This is a genomic window from Anaeromyxobacter paludicola (genome assembly GCF_023169965.1).
Lineage (GTDB): Bacteria > Myxococcota > Myxococcia > Myxococcales > Anaeromyxobacteraceae > Anaeromyxobacter_B > Anaeromyxobacter_B paludicola.
In genome coordinates this window covers 470,946-488,725 of sequence record NZ_AP025592.1, presented here as the reverse complement: position 1 = coordinate 488,725, position 17,780 = coordinate 470,946, and the positions used below count along the sequence as shown (strand labels likewise).

The following is a 17,780-nucleotide window of genomic DNA, read 5'->3' as shown; positions in this document are numbered from 1 at the left end:
GTCGTCGTTGCTCTCTTTCACGAGATTTGAGACTCCATGCCGTTAATTCTCCGGGCGCTCCTGCCCTCGTTCGCCACCTCACAGCCCGATCGCCACTCATGAAGACCAAGACCAAGCTCTGGATCGTCGCCCTGGCGGGCATCGTCCTCATCCTCGGCGTGCTCGTCGGGGTGAAGGCCCTGCAGATCGGCACGCTCATCAAGGCGGGCAAGTCGCAGACCTTGCCGCCGCAGTCCGTGACCTCCACCAAGGTGGAGCCGGGCGAGTGGGAGGCGTCGCGCTCCGCCGTGGGCACCGTGGTGGCCGTCCACGCCGCCACCCTCGGGGCCGAGCTCTCCGGCGTCGTCCGCGAGGTGGACTTCGACTCCGGCAGCAACGTCCGCAAGGGGGCGGTGCTGGTGAAGCTCGACACCTCCACCGAGGAGGCGCAGCTCGCCTCGGCGCAGGCGGAGGCCCAGCTCGCGCGGATCAACCTCGAGCGCGCCCAGCGGCTGCGCAAGGAGGGCTCCAACGCCCCCGCCGAGCTCGACGCCGCCGAGGCGCGCCACAAGCAGGCCGACGCGGCGGTCACCAACCTCAAGGCCACCATCGCCAAGAAGGTGATCCGGGCGCCCTTCGACGGTCGCATCGCCATCCGGCAGGTCGAGGTGGGCCAGGTCGTCTCCCCGGGCACCGCGGTGGCCTCGCTCCAGTCGGTGGACCCGATCTACGCCGAGTTCGCCCTGCCGCAGCAGGCGCTCGCCGACCTCCGCACCGGGCAGCCGACGCGCATGACCACCGACATCTTCCCCGGCTCGTCCTGGCAGGGCACCGTGAGCGCCGTGAACACCGAGGTGGATCCCGCGACCCGCAACGTCCGCGTGCGCGCCACCTTCCGCAACGCCGACGGGCGGCTGCGGCCCGGCATGTTCGTCAACGTGGACGTGGTCTCCTCCGGGAAGCGGCCGGTGCTGGTCATCCCGGCCACCTCGGTGGTCTTCGCCCCCTACGGCGACTCGGTCTTCGCGGTGGAGGAGAAGAAGGACGACGCCGGCAAGGCCGAGCTCGTCGCCCGGCAGAAGTTCGTCCGGCTCGGCGAGCGGCGCGGCGACCTGGTCGCGGTCGCCTCGGGGCTGCAGGCCGGCGAGGTGGTGGTGAGCAGCGGGGCGTTCAAGCTCAAGAACGGCATGGCGGTGGTGGTGCACAACGAGCTCGCCCCCAAGGCCGAGCTCGCGCCGCGCCCGGTGGAAGAGTAGCGCCCGAGGGAGCCGACCGTGACCTTCACCGATCTCTTCATCCGGCGTCCCGTCATCGCCATCGTCGTGAACCTGGTGATCATCATCGCCGGGGTCCAGGCGATCCGGACGCTCAACGTGCGCCAGTACCCGCGCAACGAGAACGCGGCCGTCACCGTCACCACGGTGTACGTCGGCGCCAACGCCCAGCTGGTCCGCGGGTTCATCACCACCCCGCTCGAGCGCGTCATCGCCGCCGCCGAGGGCATCGACTACATCGAGTCGGAGAGCCGGCAGGGCGTCTCCATCATCCGGGCCCGGCTCCGGCTCAACTACGACGCCAACCGCGCGCTGGCCGAGATCAGCTCCAAGGTGGACCAGGTGCGCGGCGACCTGCCGCCCGAGGCGCAGGTCCCGGTCCTCAACATCGAGTCGGTGGAGAGCCAGTTCGCCTCGGCGTACCTGAGCTTCTCCTCGCAGTTCCTGAAGCAGAACGAGATCACCGACTACCTCGTCCGCATCGTGCAGCCCCGCCTCTCCGCGCTCGAGGGCGTGCAGCGGGCCGACATCCTCGGCGCCCGCACCTTCGCCATGCGGATCTGGCTCAAGCCCGACCGGCTGGCCGCCCTCAACATCTCGCCGGCGCAGGTCCGGCAGGCGCTCGCGGCCAACAACTACCTCGCCGCCGTGGGCCAGACGAAGGGCTCGCTCGTGCAGGTGAACCTCACCGCCAACACCGACCTGCGCTCGGTCCCCGAGTTCCGGAACATGGTGGTGCGCGAGAGCGGCGGGGCGGTGGTGCGGCTCGGCGACGTGGCCGACGTGGTCCTCGGCGCCGAGGACTACGACACGGCGGTGACCTTCAACGGCCAGACGGCCGTGTTCGTGGGCATCTGGGCGCTCCCGAACGCCAACTCGCTCGACGTCATCAAGCGGGTCCGGGGGGAGCTCGCGTCCATCGAGAAGGAGCTGCCGGAGCAGATCAAGGCCAAGCTCGCCTACGACGCCACCGAGTACATCCAGAACGCCATCCACGAGGTGGAGTCCACGCTGCGGGACACCCTCCTCATCGTGGTGGTGGTCATCTTCCTGTTCCTCGGCACCTTCCGCTCGGTGCTGGTGCCGGTGGTGGCCATCCCGGTGTCGCTGGTGGGCGCGGTCTTCCTCATGCAGGTGTTCGGGTTCACCGTGAACCTGCTCACCCTGCTCGCGATCGTGCTCTCGGTCGGCCTCGTGGTGGACGACGCCATCGTGGTGGTCGAGAACGTGGAGCGGCACCTGCGCGAGGGGAAGCGGCCCATCGACGCCGCGCTCCTCGGCGCCCGCGAGCTGGTCGGGCCGATCATCGCCATGACCATCACCCTCGCGGCGGTCTACACGCCCATCGCCTTCCAGGGCGGCCTCACCGGCTCGCTCTTCCGCGAGTTCGCCCTCACCCTCGCCGGCGCCGTCACCATCTCGGGCGTGGTGGCGCTGACCCTCTCGCCGGTGATGTCGGCCTACCTCCTCAAGGCCGGCGAGGACGAGCACGGGCTGGCGGGCCGCATCAACCGCGGCTTCGAGCGGATCAAGGCCACCTACGCGCGCCAGCTCACCGCCGCCCTGCACGCCCGCGGGGCCATCTACGCGGTCTGGATCGTGGTCTCGATCCTGGCGGTGCTCATGTTCCAGCAGGCGCCGAAGGAGCTCGCGCCCACCGAGGATCAGGGGGTGGTCTTCGGCATCGTGAACACGCCCGCCAACTCCACCCTCGACCAGGTGACGGCCTCGACCCGCAAGATCTACGACGATCTGAAGGGGATCCCGGAGTCGAACTTCACCTTCCAGATCACCGAGCCGTCCGGCGGCTTCTGGGGCGACGGGCTCAAGCCCTGGGAGCAGCGCAAGCGGACCGCGGCGCAGGTGCTGGCCGAGGTCCAGGGGAAGCTCTCGGCCATCCCCGGCATCGAGACCTTCGCCATCGTGCCCCCCGCCCTCCCCGGCGGCGGCAACTTCCCGGTGGAGTTCGTCATCGCCTCCACCGCCGAGTCGGACGAGATCCTCGGCTTCGCGAAGCAGATCCAGGAGCGCGCCGCCAAGAGCGGCATCTTCGCCTTCCCGCCGCTCATCGACGTCAAGATCGACCAGCCGGAGTCGGAGCTGGTGCTCGACCGGGACAAGGTGGCGCAGCTCGGGCTCAACCTCCAGCAGGTGGGCCAGGACGTCGCCGCCGCCGTGGGCGGCAACTACGTGAACCGGTTCAGCATCGCCGGCCGCAGCTACAAGGTCATCCCGCAGGTGCTCCGGACGGAGCGGCTCACGCCGGAGCAGCTCCAGGACATCCACGTCACCGGGCCGAACGGGCAGCTGGTGGCCCTGGGGTCGATCGCGCACATCGAGGACAAGGTCACCCCGCGCGCCCTGAACCGCTTCCAGCAGCTCAACGCGGTGAAGCTGAGCGGCGTGGCCATGCGGCCGCTCGACGAGGCGCTCACGTACCTCGAGGACCAGGCGGCGCAGGTGCTGCCGAAGGGCTACAAGATCGACTACACCGGCGAGTCGCGGCAGCTCCGCACCGAGGGCAACAAGTTCCTCCCGGCCTTCCTGCTCGCGGTGGTGCTCATCTTCCTGGTGCTCGCCGCCCAGTTCAACAGCTTCCGCGATCCGTTCGTGATCCTCGCCGGCTCGGTGCCCCTCGGGATGTTCGGCGCGCTGGTGCTGACCTTCCTCAAGATGCCGAACCCGAACATCCCGTTCTGGACCAACGGCTGGACCACCACGCTCAACGTCTACTCGCAGGTCGGGCTCGTGACGCTGGTCGGCCTCGTCGCCAAGAACGGGATCCTCATCGTCGAGTTCGCCAACAAGCTCCAGGAGCAGGGGCTCCCGAAGCTCGACGCGGTGCGCGAGGCGGCGGTGACCCGGCTCCGGCCGGTGCTCATGACCAGCGTCGCCACCGTGTGCGGCCACTTCCCGCTGACCCTCGTCACCGGCCCGGGCGCGGCCGCCCGCAACAGCATCGGCCTCGTGCTGGTGGCCGGCATGACCATCGGGACCGCCTTCACCCTGTTCTTCGTGCCGGCGATCTACATGCTCATCGCGAAGGACCGCGGCGCCGAGCGGAAGCCGGAGGCCGCGCCGGTCGAGGCGGAGCCGGAGCCGGAGGCGGCCGGCGGGTAGACGCGGCCGCACCGGGCTCAGGGGACACGGTCGGGGGCGGTGGCAACGCCCCGTCCGGCTCCTATCTACAGGGCATGCCCTCCCGACCTGGCATGCCCTCCCGGTCGTGCCCCCGCCTCGCCCTCCTCGCGCTGGCCGCCACCCTCGCCCTCGCGTCGCCGCCCGCCGCCCGCGCCTGCTCGGTGTGCGGCTGCGGCGACCCGCAGCTCGACGCCAGCGACCCCGCGGCCGCGAGCGGCCGGTTCCGGCTCCAGCTCGCCTCGGAGTACCTGTCGATGGACGCCGGGACCGAGGGCGCGCCGGGCAGCACCGACCACCTGAAGCAGGTCTCGCTCCGCGCCGACGCGGTCTGGAGCCCCGCCGAGTGGCTGAGCCTGCTCGCGCGCGTCCCGTACGTCCGCAAGGACCTCACCACCACCGGCCCCGGGGCGCAGGGCCCGGGCTCGAGCCTCTCCGGGCTGGGCGACGCCGAGCTGGGCGCGCGGATCACCCTCCTCTCCCGCGTCGATCTGGGGCGCGGCCGCTCGCACGGGCTCGCCCTCACCGGCGGCGCCTCCCTGCCGACCGGCTCGAACGACGCGCGCCGGGGCGGCGAGCGCCTCGACGAGCACGGCCAGCTCGGCACCGGCTCGTTCGGCCCGTACGCCGGGCTCCACTACGCCTTCTCGCAGGGCGACTGGTACGCCTTCGCGAGCGTGACCGGCCGGTTCCACACCGTGAACGGCTTCGGCTACCAGTACGGCGAGGCGCTGCTCTGGACCGCGGAGGCGCAGTACCGGCTCGGCCAGCGGGTCGCGGTCTCGCTCGGGCTCGACGGGCGCGAGGCCTGGGCGGACCTCGACCACGGCCTCGCGGTCGAGAGCACCGGGGGGCTCGTCCTCGCCGCCTCGCCGGCGGCCTACCTCTCGGTGGGCGGCGGGATGTGGCTCGGCGTGCGCGCCCAGCTCCCCTTCTACGCCCGGCTGCGAGGGGAGCAGAGCGTCGGCCCGGTGCTCGTGGGCGGCGTGCAGTACCAGGCGCTGTAGCGGCGGCCCGCGCCCGCGGCGCGGATGCCCCGGCATCCTGGGGAATCCTGCGCGCCGGGCCCCGGGGGGTGTGCGCGGGCCGGGTCCGGTCCTAGGGTTGGGGCCTGAAAGGAGGGGCCATGCCCCACGCCCGCGACGTCGTCTCAGCGCTGCTCTGGACCGTTCTCGCCCCGCTCTTCCCCGCGCTCGCCTTCGCGCAGAGCGCCCCCAGTTCCTCCGGCACGGCCACCGGAGAAGGCGGGGGCGTCAGCCCGGTCTGGTGGGTGATCCTGGCCGTCCTGGCCGCGGTCCTGATCTGGGCGGTGGTCCGCGCCCAGCGGCGCGGGGGCGCCGCCGGCGGGCCGTAGGCGGTCCGGCGGGCCGAGCCGGAGCAGGCGCGCCCGCTCCGCCCGCCGCGGCGACAGCTCCACCCCCACCGCGTCCAGGCCGAAGGCGTTCGCCACCGCCAGCATCGTGCCGACGCCGCAGAACGGGTCCACCACGGTCCGGCAGGCGGTGTCGGCGAGGAGGAAGCGCGCCACGGCGTCGCAGGCCTCGCGCCCCATGGCGCGGGGCCAGGTCATCTCCCCGAGCCGCGGCAGCACGTCGGGCGAGGACCGGCCCGGCGGCAGGCGCAAGGAGCGGCTCAGGCAGAGCAGGTGCGCGTACGCCGGCCGGCCGAAGGTGGTCACGCCGGCGGGGGCGCGGCAGACGACCTTGTGCCAGAGGAGGTGGGCGCCGGCGCGCTCCGCCCCCTGCTGGACGAGGTACGCCTTGTCCACCCAGCGGCCGTCGTGCTTCACGTCCGTCTGGTAGAAGACCGCGACCGCCTCGTCGGCCACCGCGCCGCAGGCCAGCGCCGCCGTCTCGACGAACCAGCGGCGCCAGCCCTCGTAGCCGAGGGCCGGCAGCTCGGAGTGGTCCGGGAGCGAGGTCACCACCGCGTGGCCGGCGGGGAGCCGGCCGCGCGCGAGGAAGGCCACCCCGTCGCCCTGCAGGACCTCGCGCCGAGGTCCCGGCGGCGGGGGGCCGCCCGTCACTCCTCCTCGCCGGCGCCGAGCAGGGCGCCGAGGCTCGGGCCCTGCGGCTTCGCGCCCAGGGCGCGGAGCGAGTCGAGGTGGTGCAGGAGCAGGGAGCGGTTGTCGCCCACGTTGAGGTTCTGCAGCTCGAGGGCGCCGATGCGGTCCTCCGGCGTGAACGCCGGCTCCTCCACCCGCTCCATCGAGAGCTTCTCGGGCGCGTAGCTCATGTACTGCGCCTTGGTCGCGAGGACGGTCCAGTCGTCGCCGCGGCGCAGCTCCACCTTCACCGTGCCGGTGACCGACGGCGCCACCCAGCGGGTGAGCGCGTCGCGGAGCATCATCGCCTCGGGGTCGAACCACTTCCCCTCGTAGAGCAGCCGGCCCAGGCGGCGGCCCAGGGTGAAGTAGAGGTCGAGGGTGTTCTCGTTGTGGATCGCGGAGAGCAGCCGCTCGTAGGCGAGGTTCAGGAGCGCCATGCCCGGGGCCTCGTAGATGCCGCGGCTCTTGGCGTCGATGACCCGGTTCTCGATCTGGTCGCTCATCCCGAGGCCGTGCCGGCCGCCGATGGCGTTGCACTCGAGGAAGAGCTCGTACTGCGAGCCGTAGCGCTTGCCGTTCAGCTCCACCGGCAGCCCCTGCTCGAAGGTCACCGAGACCTCCTCGGCGGCCACGGCCACCTCCGGCTTCCAGTGCGCCACGCCCATGATCGGCTGGACGATGCGCATGCTCGAGTCGAGCCGCTCGAGATCCTTGGCCTCGTGGGTGGCGCCGAGCACGTTGGCGTCGGTCGAGTAGGCCTTTTCGGTGCCCATCTTGTAGGGCAGGCCGCGGCGCTCCAGGTACTCGCTCATCTCCTTGCGGCCGCCGAAGGCGGTCACGAAGGCCTGATCGAGCCAGGGCTTGTAGATCCTGAGCGCGGGGTTGACGAGGATGCCGTAGCGGTAGAACCGCTGGATGTCGTTCCCCTTGTGCGTCGAGCCGTCGCCGAAGACGTTCACCCCGTCCTCGCGCATGGCGCGGACGATGGCGGTGGTGGTCACGGCGCGGCCGAGGGGCGTGGTGTTGAAGTACTTCTTGCCGCCCGACGAGAGGTGGAACGCGCCGCACTGGATCGCGGCGATGCCCTCGCGCACCATGGCGTCCCGGCAGTCCACGAGCCGCGCCTTGACGGCGCCGTGCTGCAGGGCGACGGGCGGGATGTCGGCCGGGTTCGACTCGTCCGGCTGGGCGAGGTCGGCGGTGTAGGCGTGGACGGCCATCCCCTGCTCGGACAGCCAGGCGACGGCGCAGCGGGTGTCGAGGCCGCCGCTGAAGGCGATGCCGAGCGCGGTCCCCTGGGGCGGAAGCGACTTGTAGATGCGGCTCATGGTCCTGGCGACGTACCAGAAAACCGCGCCCGGTTCCAGCCTCGCCCGCGCGGCCCGGGCCGGGCGCCGCGGCGGCCCGCGCGCCCGGGATCGGGGACGCCTAGACGAGGAAGCACTCGGCCGAGACCACCTCGTCGGCCCGGGCCCGGATCCGCTCCAGGAGCGCCTCGTCCGGGGCCTCGTCGAGGGCGATGACGCAGCTCGCCGCCACCGCCTCGTCGAAGACCGTGTTCTCGATCTGCTGCGCGTTGATCCCGGCGTTCCGGATCTCGCCGAGGACGTTGGCGAGGACGCCCACCTTGTCGTAATGGCGGACCACCAGGCGGGCGCGCGCCGGCGTCCGCTTCGCCACGTTGACGCAGTTCGGGACCGCCCCGGTGCGCACGAAGGAGGCGACGATCCGCACCGTCTCGGCGGCGATCGCCTCCTGCGCCTGCTCGGTGGAGGCCCCGATGTGGTGGGTGCCGTAGGCGCCGGGCAGCGTCGCGAGCTCGCTCCGGAACTCGGCCTTGCCGCCCTCCGGCTCGCCCGCGTGCACGTCGGCGCCGACCCGCAGCCGCCCGGCCCGCACCCGCTCGAGGAGCGCGGCCTGGTCCACCACCTCGGCGCGGGCGGTGTTCACGAGGAGCGCGCCCGCCGGGAGGGCCTCCAGCACCTCGCGCGAGATGGCGCCCCGGGTCTCGGGCTTGAGGGCGAGGTGGATCGAGAGCGCGTCGCAGCCGCGGGCCAGGGAGACCAGGTCGGGCGCCCGCTCCACGCCGAGCGCCTTGGCGCGGGCGTCGTCGAGCGAGCGCGACCAGGCGACGACCCGCATCCCGAAGCCGCGGGCCCGCGCCGCCACCTCGCGCCCGATGGTGCCGAGGCCGGCGATGCCCAGGGTGCGCCCGAAGAGGCCCCGGGCGGCCGAGAAGCCCTTCTTGTCCCAGCGCCCCTCGCGCAGGGCGGCGACGTTGTCGGGGATGCGCCGGTCGAGCGCCAGGAGGAGCCCGAGCGTGAGCTCGGCCACGGCGACGGCGTTCTGGCCGGGGCAGTTCGAGACGTAGACCCCGCGCCGGGAGGCCGCCGCCACGTCGATGGTGTTCACCCCCGCCCCGGCCCGCACCACGAGCGAGAGCGCGCGGGCCCGCTCGAACACCGCCGCCGGCACCTGCTTGCTGCGGACCACCAGCACCGCCGCGTCCCGCGCGGCGTCGGCCAGCTCGGCCGCCGGCAGGTCGGGCCGGTGCTCCACGGCGAGGCCGAGGGCCTCGAGGTCGGCGAGGCGGCTCTTGGGGAACGCGTCGGCGATGAGGACCTTCACGGCGGTCTCCTTTCCGGGCACTGCGTCAGGCGAAGGACTGCGCCACGAAGGCCTCCACGGCGCGCTCGAAGTCGAGCTCGAACCCGCCGCGGTAGACGATCGCGGTGGCGATCTCGGCGGCCAGGATCGCCGACCGGTACTTGGCGGGCAGCCGGGAGAGGCGCGAGCGGTAGACCGGGGTGTCCCGGACGAGGCGGGGGAGGTGCGCCAGCAGCGCGCGCCGGTAGCGGGGCGTGAGGCAGAGCTCCGGGTGGGCCTCGAAGAACCGGAACAGGCGGGCCTTGTGGGCGTTGATCTCGACGCTCAGGGCGGCGGAGAGCTCGGTGAACGAGCGCTGCCCCTTCTCCTCGCGGTGGCGCCGGAAGATGAGGTTCGCCTCGTCGGCGGCGCGGCGCTCGAGGATCGCGAGGACGTCGCGCACGTACTCCTCCTTGTGCGCGAGGAACTCCTTCTCGGTGAGGAGCAGGTTGCCGATGATCTCGTAGGAGGAGGTGATGACGCCGCACTTGTTGGCCGAGGCGTCGCGCAGCACCACCACCCCGGCCCGCTGCAGCTCGTCGCGGGCGGCCGGGGTGATGAAGGAGTTCGCGCCCTCCACGACGACGCGCGCGCTGGGCGCGCCGTCCTTCCCGAGGAAGCGGCGCCAGTTCTCGGCGTCGATGGTCTCGGGCCGCCCGCCGGCGGGGATGAAGAGGTCGGCCGGCACCTTGAACAGGAGCCCGCCGTACTCCTTGTGGAACTCGTCCACCGTGACCCAGGTCTCCCGGAGCCCCGCCTCGGTCATCTCGACCCGCCGGTAGAGCTCGCGCAGCCCCTCGGTGCGCCGGACGTTGCGGTAGAGGGCGAACCCGCCCGGCGAGAGCGCCGCCGGGTCGAACGCCTCGGCGTCGGCCTGGAGCACGATCCGGGCGAGGGCGTCGCGGGCGAGGCCGCGCGGGTCGAAGAGCGCCCCGGTGCCGTCCACGATGAGCCGGAGCTCCACCTTCGGGCAGCGCTCGAGCAGCAGGCGGATGGCGTTGCCGGCCACGTCGCCGTTGGGGCCGCCGGTGAGCTTCACGCTGAAGGGGTCGCGGCGGATGTCCACGCCCTGCTCGCGCATCGCGATCCCGGCGAAGGTGACCACGCCGGTGGAGGTGACCCCGTACTGCTTGTGGTTGATGCCGACGCGCTTGCTCGAGATGATCCCCTTGCCGAGCACGTAGCCGCGGCGGGCCGAGAGCTCCGCGATGTTCTCGATCATCACGTCGTGCATGTTCTCGTCCGGCCCGAGCTCGATCGGCTCGTCCTCGCCGTAGTAGTCGAGCACCCGCGGCTCCGCCGCCTTGCCGTCGCGGGTGACGAACACGTCGAGGAAGGCGTTGATGAACGCCGTCTGGACCTTGTAGAGCCGCTGGTTGACGCGCTCCTTCGACTTGAGCGCCGGGGCCCGCAGCACCACCACCAGCTTCGATCCGCCCTCGTAGATGTCCTTGTTCTTGAGGTGCTGGGTGTGCGCGAGCACGTAGGTCTCGCGGAAGACGAAGTTCGCCACCGTGACGTAGTCGTCGCGGGTCTCGGTGAAGACCGTGCGCCAGCCGCCCCGGGCGATGTCGGAGAAGCCGACGTGGTAGCCGAGCCCGGCGCGGGCGAAGAAGAAGGTCACCCGGAACGGCCGCTCCGGCGGCAGGTCGGCGGTGAAGTCCGGGCCGAGGTCGTCGAGGTAGGCCGGGTCGAGCCGGAACGCCAGCGCCTGCTTCTCCGGGACGAAGAAGTTGGTCTTGAGCGTCCGCTTGACGAAGGTGAGCGTGGCCTGGAAGACGGCGCGCCGGAACTCGTCGAGCATCCGGTGGCCGGTGTTGTAGTCGGCCACCTCCTTCTCGAGCTCCGCGAGCAGCGCCGGGTAGCGGGTCTCGCGATCGGGGACGTCGGGGTCGAAGCGGGCCTCGAAGAGCCGCACCAGCCGGAGCGCGATCTCGGGCTGCGAGTGGAAGCAGCGGATCACGTCCTCGAACGTGAAGCGGTGCGGCTGGTTGTGGGCGCAGTTGGTGTGGCAGAAGCCGATGAAGGCGTTGACGAGCGAGCCCTCCTCGCCGGTCATGAGCCCCGGGAGGACGAGGTCGCGGTAGGTCTCCGACTCGGCCGAGAGGATCTGGGTGTTGTAGAGCTGCCGGCGCAGTCGCCGGAACAGGTCGGAGTCGTTGGCGAGCCGCTCCCCCTGCCGGTGGGCCACGTGGAAGCTCCCCACCAGCCACGGCTCCTTCCCGGTGCTGACCGAGAGGACCAGCGCGCGGCGCACGCCGAGGTCGAGCGCGTTGAAGACCTCGAGCACCTGGGCCAGGTAGCCCTGCTGCGGCGGGTTGGCGACGGCGAAGAGGAGGTGCCGCTCCGCCGTGCCCGAGCCCGGCTCGGGCTCCTCGGCGTGCAGGAAGATCCCGCCGTGCTCCTGCCCCTGCCGGTAGAGCCAGAGGAGCTGCGCCACCGCGCCGGGCTCGGCGAGCCGCACGAACCGCTCGTGGTTGAGCCAGAGGAGCGCGAGCGCCGGGTCGAGCGCGGCCGGGCGGAGGTCGGGGTAACGGGCCCGGATGGCGGCGTGGACGGCGCGCCGGACGCGCTCGGGGATTTCGGGCTCGCCCGCCGCCGCGACGGCCTCCTGCGACTTCGGCTCGAACTCGTACCGCTGCAGCTCGAGCAGCCGGTCCGTGCCGGGGACCGGGGCGTAGGAGTGCGACATCTCGGCGCAGGAGATCTCGAGGTCCTGGATGCGGCGGACGGTCGCGAAGATCGACCCCGGCACGTCGAGCCGCGCCAGGATGAGCTCGTGGGCCCGGTCGGCCAGCACGAGCTGCCGGTCGGACTGGAGCCGGGGCAGGCCGGCGGCGAGCGCCGCCACCGCCTCGGCGTCCTCCCGCATCGGGCCGGCGAAGAGGTCCGGCACGTTGTCGTGCAGCCAGCGCAGCCGCTCCGGCGCCGCCCCCGCGAGCTCGCGCATCGCCCGCAGGACTCCCCGATCCACCTGCTTCGAGCCTTCACCCGCTGCCGACCTCGAGAACGCCGCGTCGTTGGGCATGGCTCTTCCTACCTCGAAACGGTGCCCGTGAGGCGACCTAGCCGGGGGTGCCGCGCTCGCCTCCCAGGACCGCCTCGCCGGCGGGGGTGGCGAGCTTTGCCCGCAGCGCCCCCGGCGCGCCCGGGGTCGCGCGGACCCGGTCGCCGGGGAAGAGCCGGAGCGCCTCGATCACCCCCGGGGGGGCCGAAAGCTCCAGCCGCTGGAGCGCGACGCGCCGCTCCGGCAGGCGGCCGCAGGGGTGCGGCGCGCCGGCCCAGTCGATGAGGCTCGGGAGGCCGGCGGGCGGGCGGGCGCCGTCGTCGCGCAGCGCGAGGTCCCACGCGAGCGCCCCGCGGCGCATGGGGACGGGGCGGCCGAGCGCGCCGGGCGGAAGTCCGGCCGCCGCTGCCAGCGCCGCGAGGGCGCCCGGCAGGTCGCTCGTCCGCGCGACCCAGTGGAGCAGGCGCGGACCGCCCGCGAGGGCGGTCCGGACGTCCGGGGCGTCGAGGCCGAAGAGGCGCGGCCGGAGCGGCGCGGGCTGGGCCGGGTCGGGGGCGAGGACCTCGAGGTAGACGTCGGGGCCGAGCCGCAGGAGGGCGTTGTGGGTCCCGAAGCCCTCGTGCCGGCCGCCCGGCTCGAGCGGCGCCCCGAGCCGCTCCTCGACGAAGCGGACCCCGTCCTCCAGCGTCGCCGCGGCGACGACGAGGTGGTCGAGCGCGAGCGGCGGTGCGGCGGGCGCGGTCATGCCGGTCCGGGGCTCATCCGCGCGGCTTCCCCTCGACGTAGCCGCCGGCGGTCTGCACGCCCACCACGGCGCGGTCGGAGAGCTGGCGCATGTCGGTCGCGCCGACGTAGGTGCAGGCCGACTGCACGCCGGTGATCACGTCCACGAGGATGGCGCCCACGCTCTCCCGCCCCTCGCGGATGTAGATGCGGGAGGTGGAGATCCCCTCCCGGAAGAAGCCCTTCTTGGCCTGCTCGAAGAGGTCGAGGCCGGAGGCGCGGTCGCTCACGGCGCGCGCGCTCGCCATCCCGTAGTTCTCCTTGTACTGCCGCCCGTCGCGGTCCTCCTTCACGTCGCCCGGGCTCTCGTAGGTGCCGGAGAGCGCGGTCCCGATCATCACGCGCGCCGCGCCCGCGGCGAGGTAGAGCGCCACGTCGCGCGGCTCGCGGACGCCGCCGTCGGCCCAGACGTGCCCGCCCCGCTCCCGGGCGGCGCGGGCGCAGGCCAGCACCGCCGAGAAGGTCGGGCGGCCCGCGCCGGTCTGCATGCGGGTGGTGCACATCGCGCCCGGCCCCACGTTCACCTTCACCACGTCGGCGCCCGCCTCGAGCAGGTCGCGCGTGCCCTCCGGCGTGCAGACGTTGCCGGCGACCAGGGGCACGCGCCGGCCGACCAGCCGGCGCACCTCGCGGATGGTCTCGATCATGCGCCGCTGGTGGCCGTGCGCCGTGTCGAGCACCAGCGCGGAGACGCCCAGCTCGGCGAGCCGCGCCGCCGCCGCCGGCGCGGCCGAGGAGATGCCGACCGCGGCCGCCACCATGAGCTCGCCGCGATCGTCGAGCGCCGGCCGGAGCAGCTCCAGCCGGACGGCGTCGTCGCGGGTGAGGACGCCGGCGAGCCGCCCCTCCGCGTCCACCACCGGGGCCGCCTTCACGCGCTGCTCCTCCATGAGGAGGAAGGCGTCGCGGTTCGGGGTGCCGACCGGGATCTTCACCATGCGCGACGACATGAAGGACTTCACCGGCGAGTACTGGTCGCGGTCGCGCAGGTCGGCGTGGGTGACGATGCCGAGCGGGCGGCGCTCCTCGTCCACCACCACCACGAGGTCGTGCGCCCGCTTCCGGATGATCCCCTGCACCTCGCGCAGCGTGGCGCGCAGCGAGACCGAGAGCGGCGTGTCGTAGCGGGGGTCGGCCGCCTTGAGGTGGCGGATGATCCGCTCGGCGGTCCCGAGATCCATGTCCTGCGGCAGCACGCCGAGGCCGCCGAAGCGGGCCATCGTCTCGGCCATCCGCTTGCCGGTCACGGCGTTCATGTTGGCCGAGACCACCGGGTGCGAGCCGCCGGCGAAGTCCACCGGCCGGAGGTCCACCTCGAGGCGGGAGCCGCCGTCGAAGTAGCCGGGCACCAGGAAGACGTCGTCGAGGGAGAGCTCGAGGCTCTCCTCCCGCTCGGGGTGGAGGAAGCGCATGGCGTTCCTTATAGCGCAGGCGCCCTGCCGCGCAGGCGCCCGGACGCACGAGGCCCCGGCCGCTCGCGCGCCCGGGGCCCCGGAGAACCGCGGTGCCGTCGCCTACTTCAGGGTGGCGACGAGCTCCTTCACCGCCTTGACCGACTTGTCCATCATGGCCTGCTCCTCGGCGTTCAGCTTGAGCTCGAGGACCTTCTCGGCGCCGCCCGCGCCGATGACCACCGGCACGCCGACGTAGAGGCCGTCCACGCCGAACTCGCCGTTGAGGAAGGCGCAGGTCGGGAGCACGCGCTTCGAGTCCTTGAGGAAGGACTCCGCCATGGCGATGGCGCTCGAGGCGGGCGAGTAGAAGGCGCTGCCGGTCTTGAGGAGGGCCACCACCTCGCCGCCGGCGCCGCGGGTCCGCTTGACCATCGCGGCCATCACCTCGGCGGCCTTCTCGGCGCTGCCGTACTTGCGCTCGAGGAGCTCCATCACCGGGATGCCGCACACGCTGGTGTAGCGGACGAGCGGCACCATGTCGTCGCCGTGGCCGCCGAGGGTGACGGCGCTCACGTCCTTCACCGAGACGCCGAGCTCCCAGGCGATGAAGGCGGCGAAGCGGGCCGAGTCGAGCACGCCGGCCTGGCCGACCACCCGGTTCGTCGGGAAGCCGGTGATGCGCTGGCAGAGGGTGACCATCGCGTCGAGCGGGTTCGAGATCACGATGACGAAGGCGTTGGGGGCGTACTGCTTGATGCCCTCGGCCACGGTCGTCATGATCTTCGAGTTGACCGAGATGAGGTCGTCGCGGCTCATGCCCGGCTTGCGGGGCAGGCCGGCGGTCACGATGACCACGTCGGCGCCGGCGATGTCCTCGTACTTGTTGGTGCCCTTGATCTGCACGTCGAAGCCGTCCACCGGGGCGGCCTCGGCGATGTCGAGGGTCTTGCCCTGGGGCAGCCCCTCGACGATGTCGAAGAGGACCACGTCGCCCAGCTCGCGCAGCGCGCAGAGCTGCGCCAGGACCCCGCCGATCTGCCCGCCACCGATCAAAGCAATCTTCTTACGCGCCATTTTCGATGTCCTCGCTTGTGTGGGTGCTCCGTCGCTGCCCTGTACCGCGCTCAGGCGATCGCGTCCACGATCGCGTTCAACGTCGGGCTCGGGCGCATCGCCGCCGCCGTCTTCGCCGGGTCGGGGCGGTAGTAGCCGCCCATGTCCACCGGCTTGCCCTGGGCCGCGACCAGCTCCGCGGCGATCCTGGCCTCGTTCTCGGCGAGCTGCTTCGCGATCCCGGCGAAGCGCGCCTTCAGCGCGGCGTCCTGGTCCTGGGCCGCCAGCGCCTCCGCCCAGTAGAGCGCCAGGTAGAAGTGGCTGCCGCGGTTGTCGATCTGGCCCACCTTGCGGGCCGGCGACTTGTTGTTGTCGAGGAACTTGCCGATGGCCTGGTCGAGCGTCTCGGCGAGCACCTTCGCCTTCGGGTTCTCGAAGGCCCGGCCGATGTGCTCGAAGGAGGCGGACAGGGCCGAGAACTCGCCGAGCGAGTCCCAGCGCAGGTAGCCCTCCTTCACGAACTGCTGCACGTGCTTGGGGGCCGACCCGCCCGCGCCGGTCTCGAAGAGCCCGCCGCCGGCCAGCAGCGGCACGATGGAGAGCATCTTGGCGCTGGTGCCGATCTCGAGGATGGGGAAGAGGTCGGTCAGGTAGTCGCGGAGCACGTTGCCGGTGACCGAGATGGTGTCCTTGCCCGCGCGGATCCGCTCGAGCGAGAGGCTCATCGCGTCCACCGGGTCGAGGATGCGGATGTCGAGCCCGGCGGTGTGGAGGTTCGCGAGGTAGCGCTCCACCTTGGCGATCACCTGGGCGTCGTGCGCGCGCTTGCGGTCGAGCCAGAAGACCGCCGGCGCGCCGGTGGCGCGGGCCCGGTTCACGGCCAGCTTCACCCAGTCGCGGATCGGGACGTCCTTCGCCTGGCACATGCGGAAGATGTCGCCCTGCTCGACCTTCTGCTCGAGCAGGGTGGCGCCGCTGGCGTCGTCCACCACGCGGATGGTGCCCTCGCCCTGCGCCATGAAGGTCTTGTCGTGCGAGCCGTACTCCTCGGCCTTCTGCGCCATGAGGCCGACGTTCGGCACGCTGCCCATGGTGGCCGGGTCGAGCGCGCCCTTCTTCTTGCAGTCCTCGACGATCTCCCGGTACGCGGTGGCGTAGCAGCGATCGGGGATCATCGCCTTGCAGTCGTGGAGCTTGCCGTCCCGGCCCCACATCCTGCCCGACTCGCGCACCACCACCGGCATCGAGGCGTCCACGATGACGTCGTTCGGCACGTGCAGGTTGGTGATGCCCTTGTCCGAGTCCACCATCGCGAGCGGCGGGCGCTTCGCGTAGACGGCCTGGATGTCGGCCTCGACCTCGGCCTTCTTCCCGGCCGGCAGCCCCTGGATCTTGGCGTAGACGTCGCCGAGGCCGTTGTTCGGGTTCACGCCCAGCTCCTGGAAGAGCGCGGCGTGCTTCTCGAACACGTCCTTGAAGTAGACGGTGACCGCGTGCCCGAACATCACCGGGTCGGACACCTTCATCATGGTGGCCTTGAGGTGGAGCGAGAGCAGGACGCCCTTCTTCATCGCGTCGTCGATCTGCTCCTCGTAGAACTTGCGCAGGGCGCGCACGCTCATCACCGAGGTGTCGATGATCTCGCCCTCGAGGAGCGGGGCCTTCTTCTTGAGCACGGTGACCGCGCCGTCCCGGGCCACGAACTCGATCCGGTAGTCGCAGGCCTTCTGGACGGTCAGCGAGTTCTCGGTCCCGTAGAAGTCGCCCTCGCTCATGTGGGCCACGTGGGCCTTCGACTCCGGGCTCCAGGCGCCGAGCTTGTGCGGGTGCTTGCGGGAGAACGCCTTCACCGAGAGCGGCGAGCGGCGGTCGGAGTTGCCCTCGCGCAGGACCGGGTTCACGGCGCTGCCGAGCACCTTGGCGTAGCGGGCCTGGACGGCCTTCTCGGCCTCGTCCTTCGGGCTCTCCGGGTAGTCGGGGACGTCGTAGCCCTTCGCCTGCAGCTCCTTGATGGCCTCCTTGAGCTGCGGGATGGAGGCGCTGATGTTCGGGAGCTTGATGATGTTCGCCTCGGCCTTGAGCGTGAGGGCGCCCAGCTCGGCGAGGTAGTCGGGGATCCGCTGCTCGGGGGACAGCTTCTCGGGGAAGTTCGCGATGATACGGCCGGAGAGCGAGATGTCCTTCGTCTCGACGGCGATGCCGGTGCCCTTCGTGAAGGCCTGCACGATGGGGAGCAGCGAGTAGGTCGCCAGCGCAGGGGCTTCGTCGATGTGAGTCCAGATGATCGTGGAGTTCTTGTTCACCGTGTCCTCGTCCGTGGGGTTCTGTGGTTCACGTGCGGCCGCTGTGCGCGGCACCGAGCGCGCGGCAAGATTGCAGACTTTTCACCGGGAGTCCATGACGCCGGTCACGAAAATTCCGGCCGCCCGGATTACGGGCACTTGACTCGGCGCGTCAGG

At 72.0% G+C, this 17,780-nt stretch carries 11 protein-coding genes; 3 read left to right on the top strand and 8 right to left on the bottom strand.

The genetic code is table 11. The annotated features are described in order from the left end of the window. Nucleotides 1-98: 98 nt before the first annotated feature. The 3 genes from AMPC_RS02210 to AMPC_RS02195 all read left to right on the top strand — a co-directional run bounded on the left by AMPC_RS02210 (nt 99) and on the right by AMPC_RS02195 (nt 5,398). Nucleotides 99-1,235, top strand: a complete 1,137-nt coding sequence (locus AMPC_RS02210; protein ID WP_248343936.1) for an efflux RND transporter periplasmic adaptor subunit — start codon at nt 99-101, stop codon at nt 1,233-1,235. Nucleotides 1,236-1,253: 18 nt separating this feature from the next. Next, nucleotides 1,254-4,373, top strand: coding sequence for an efflux RND transporter permease subunit (locus AMPC_RS02205; protein ID WP_248343934.1), 3,120 nt, complete (start codon nt 1,254-1,256; stop codon nt 4,371-4,373). Between the two features lie 74 nt (nt 4,374-4,447). Next, nucleotides 4,448-5,398, top strand: coding sequence for a transporter (locus tag AMPC_RS02195; RefSeq protein WP_263009631.1), 951 nt, complete (start codon nt 4,448-4,450; stop codon nt 5,396-5,398). A 143-nt stretch (nt 5,399-5,541) separates the two neighbouring features. On the opposite strand, the gene AMPC_RS02190 is transcribed toward AMPC_RS02195, so the two are convergent. The 8 genes from AMPC_RS02190 to AMPC_RS02155 form a co-directional block, all read right to left on the bottom strand. Next, nucleotides 5,542-6,417, bottom strand: a complete 876-nt coding sequence (locus AMPC_RS02190) for a class I SAM-dependent methyltransferase (protein ID WP_318654311.1) — start codon at nt 6,415-6,417, stop codon at nt 5,542-5,544. Then, nucleotides 6,414-7,766, bottom strand: a complete 1,353-nt coding sequence (gene argG / locus AMPC_RS02185; RefSeq protein WP_248343930.1) for an argininosuccinate synthase — start codon at nt 7,764-7,766, stop codon at nt 6,414-6,416. Before argG ends, AMPC_RS02190 begins: the two co-directional genes overlap by 4 nt. A 100-nt stretch (nt 7,767-7,866) precedes the next feature. Further along, entirely contained in the window at nt 7,867-9,066 is a 1,200-nt protein-coding gene (locus tag AMPC_RS02180) for an NAD(P)-dependent oxidoreductase (protein WP_248343929.1), read from the bottom strand. A gap of 25 nt (nt 9,067-9,091) precedes the next feature. Beyond that, on the bottom strand, nt 9,092-12,112 hold the full coding sequence (locus tag AMPC_RS02175) for an NAD-glutamate dehydrogenase domain-containing protein (protein WP_248343928.1): 3,021 nt from the start codon (nt 12,110-12,112) through the stop codon (nt 9,092-9,094). Between the two features lie 37 nt (nt 12,113-12,149). Then, nucleotides 12,150-12,836 (bottom strand): VOC family protein, encoded by a 687-nt coding sequence (locus tag AMPC_RS02170; RefSeq protein WP_248343927.1) that lies wholly within the window; start codon nt 12,834-12,836, stop codon nt 12,150-12,152. 13 nt (nt 12,837-12,849) lie between these two features. Then, nucleotides 12,850-14,286 (bottom strand): GuaB1 family IMP dehydrogenase-related protein, encoded by a 1,437-nt coding sequence (locus AMPC_RS02165; RefSeq protein WP_248343926.1) that lies wholly within the window; start codon nt 14,284-14,286, stop codon nt 12,850-12,852. 102 nt (nt 14,287-14,388) lie between these two features. Further along, the gene (gene mdh / locus AMPC_RS02160) at nt 14,389-15,342 is read right to left on the bottom strand and encodes a malate dehydrogenase (RefSeq protein ID WP_248343925.1); all 954 of its coding nucleotides are present in this window, start codon (nt 15,340-15,342) and stop codon (nt 14,389-14,391) included. 50 nt (nt 15,343-15,392) lie between these two features. Beyond that, nucleotides 15,393-17,624: an NADP-dependent isocitrate dehydrogenase gene (locus tag AMPC_RS02155; RefSeq protein WP_248343924.1), complete on the bottom strand. Its 2,232-nt coding sequence runs from the start codon at nt 17,622-17,624 to the stop codon at nt 15,393-15,395. Nucleotides 17,625-17,780: the final 156 nt, after the last annotated feature.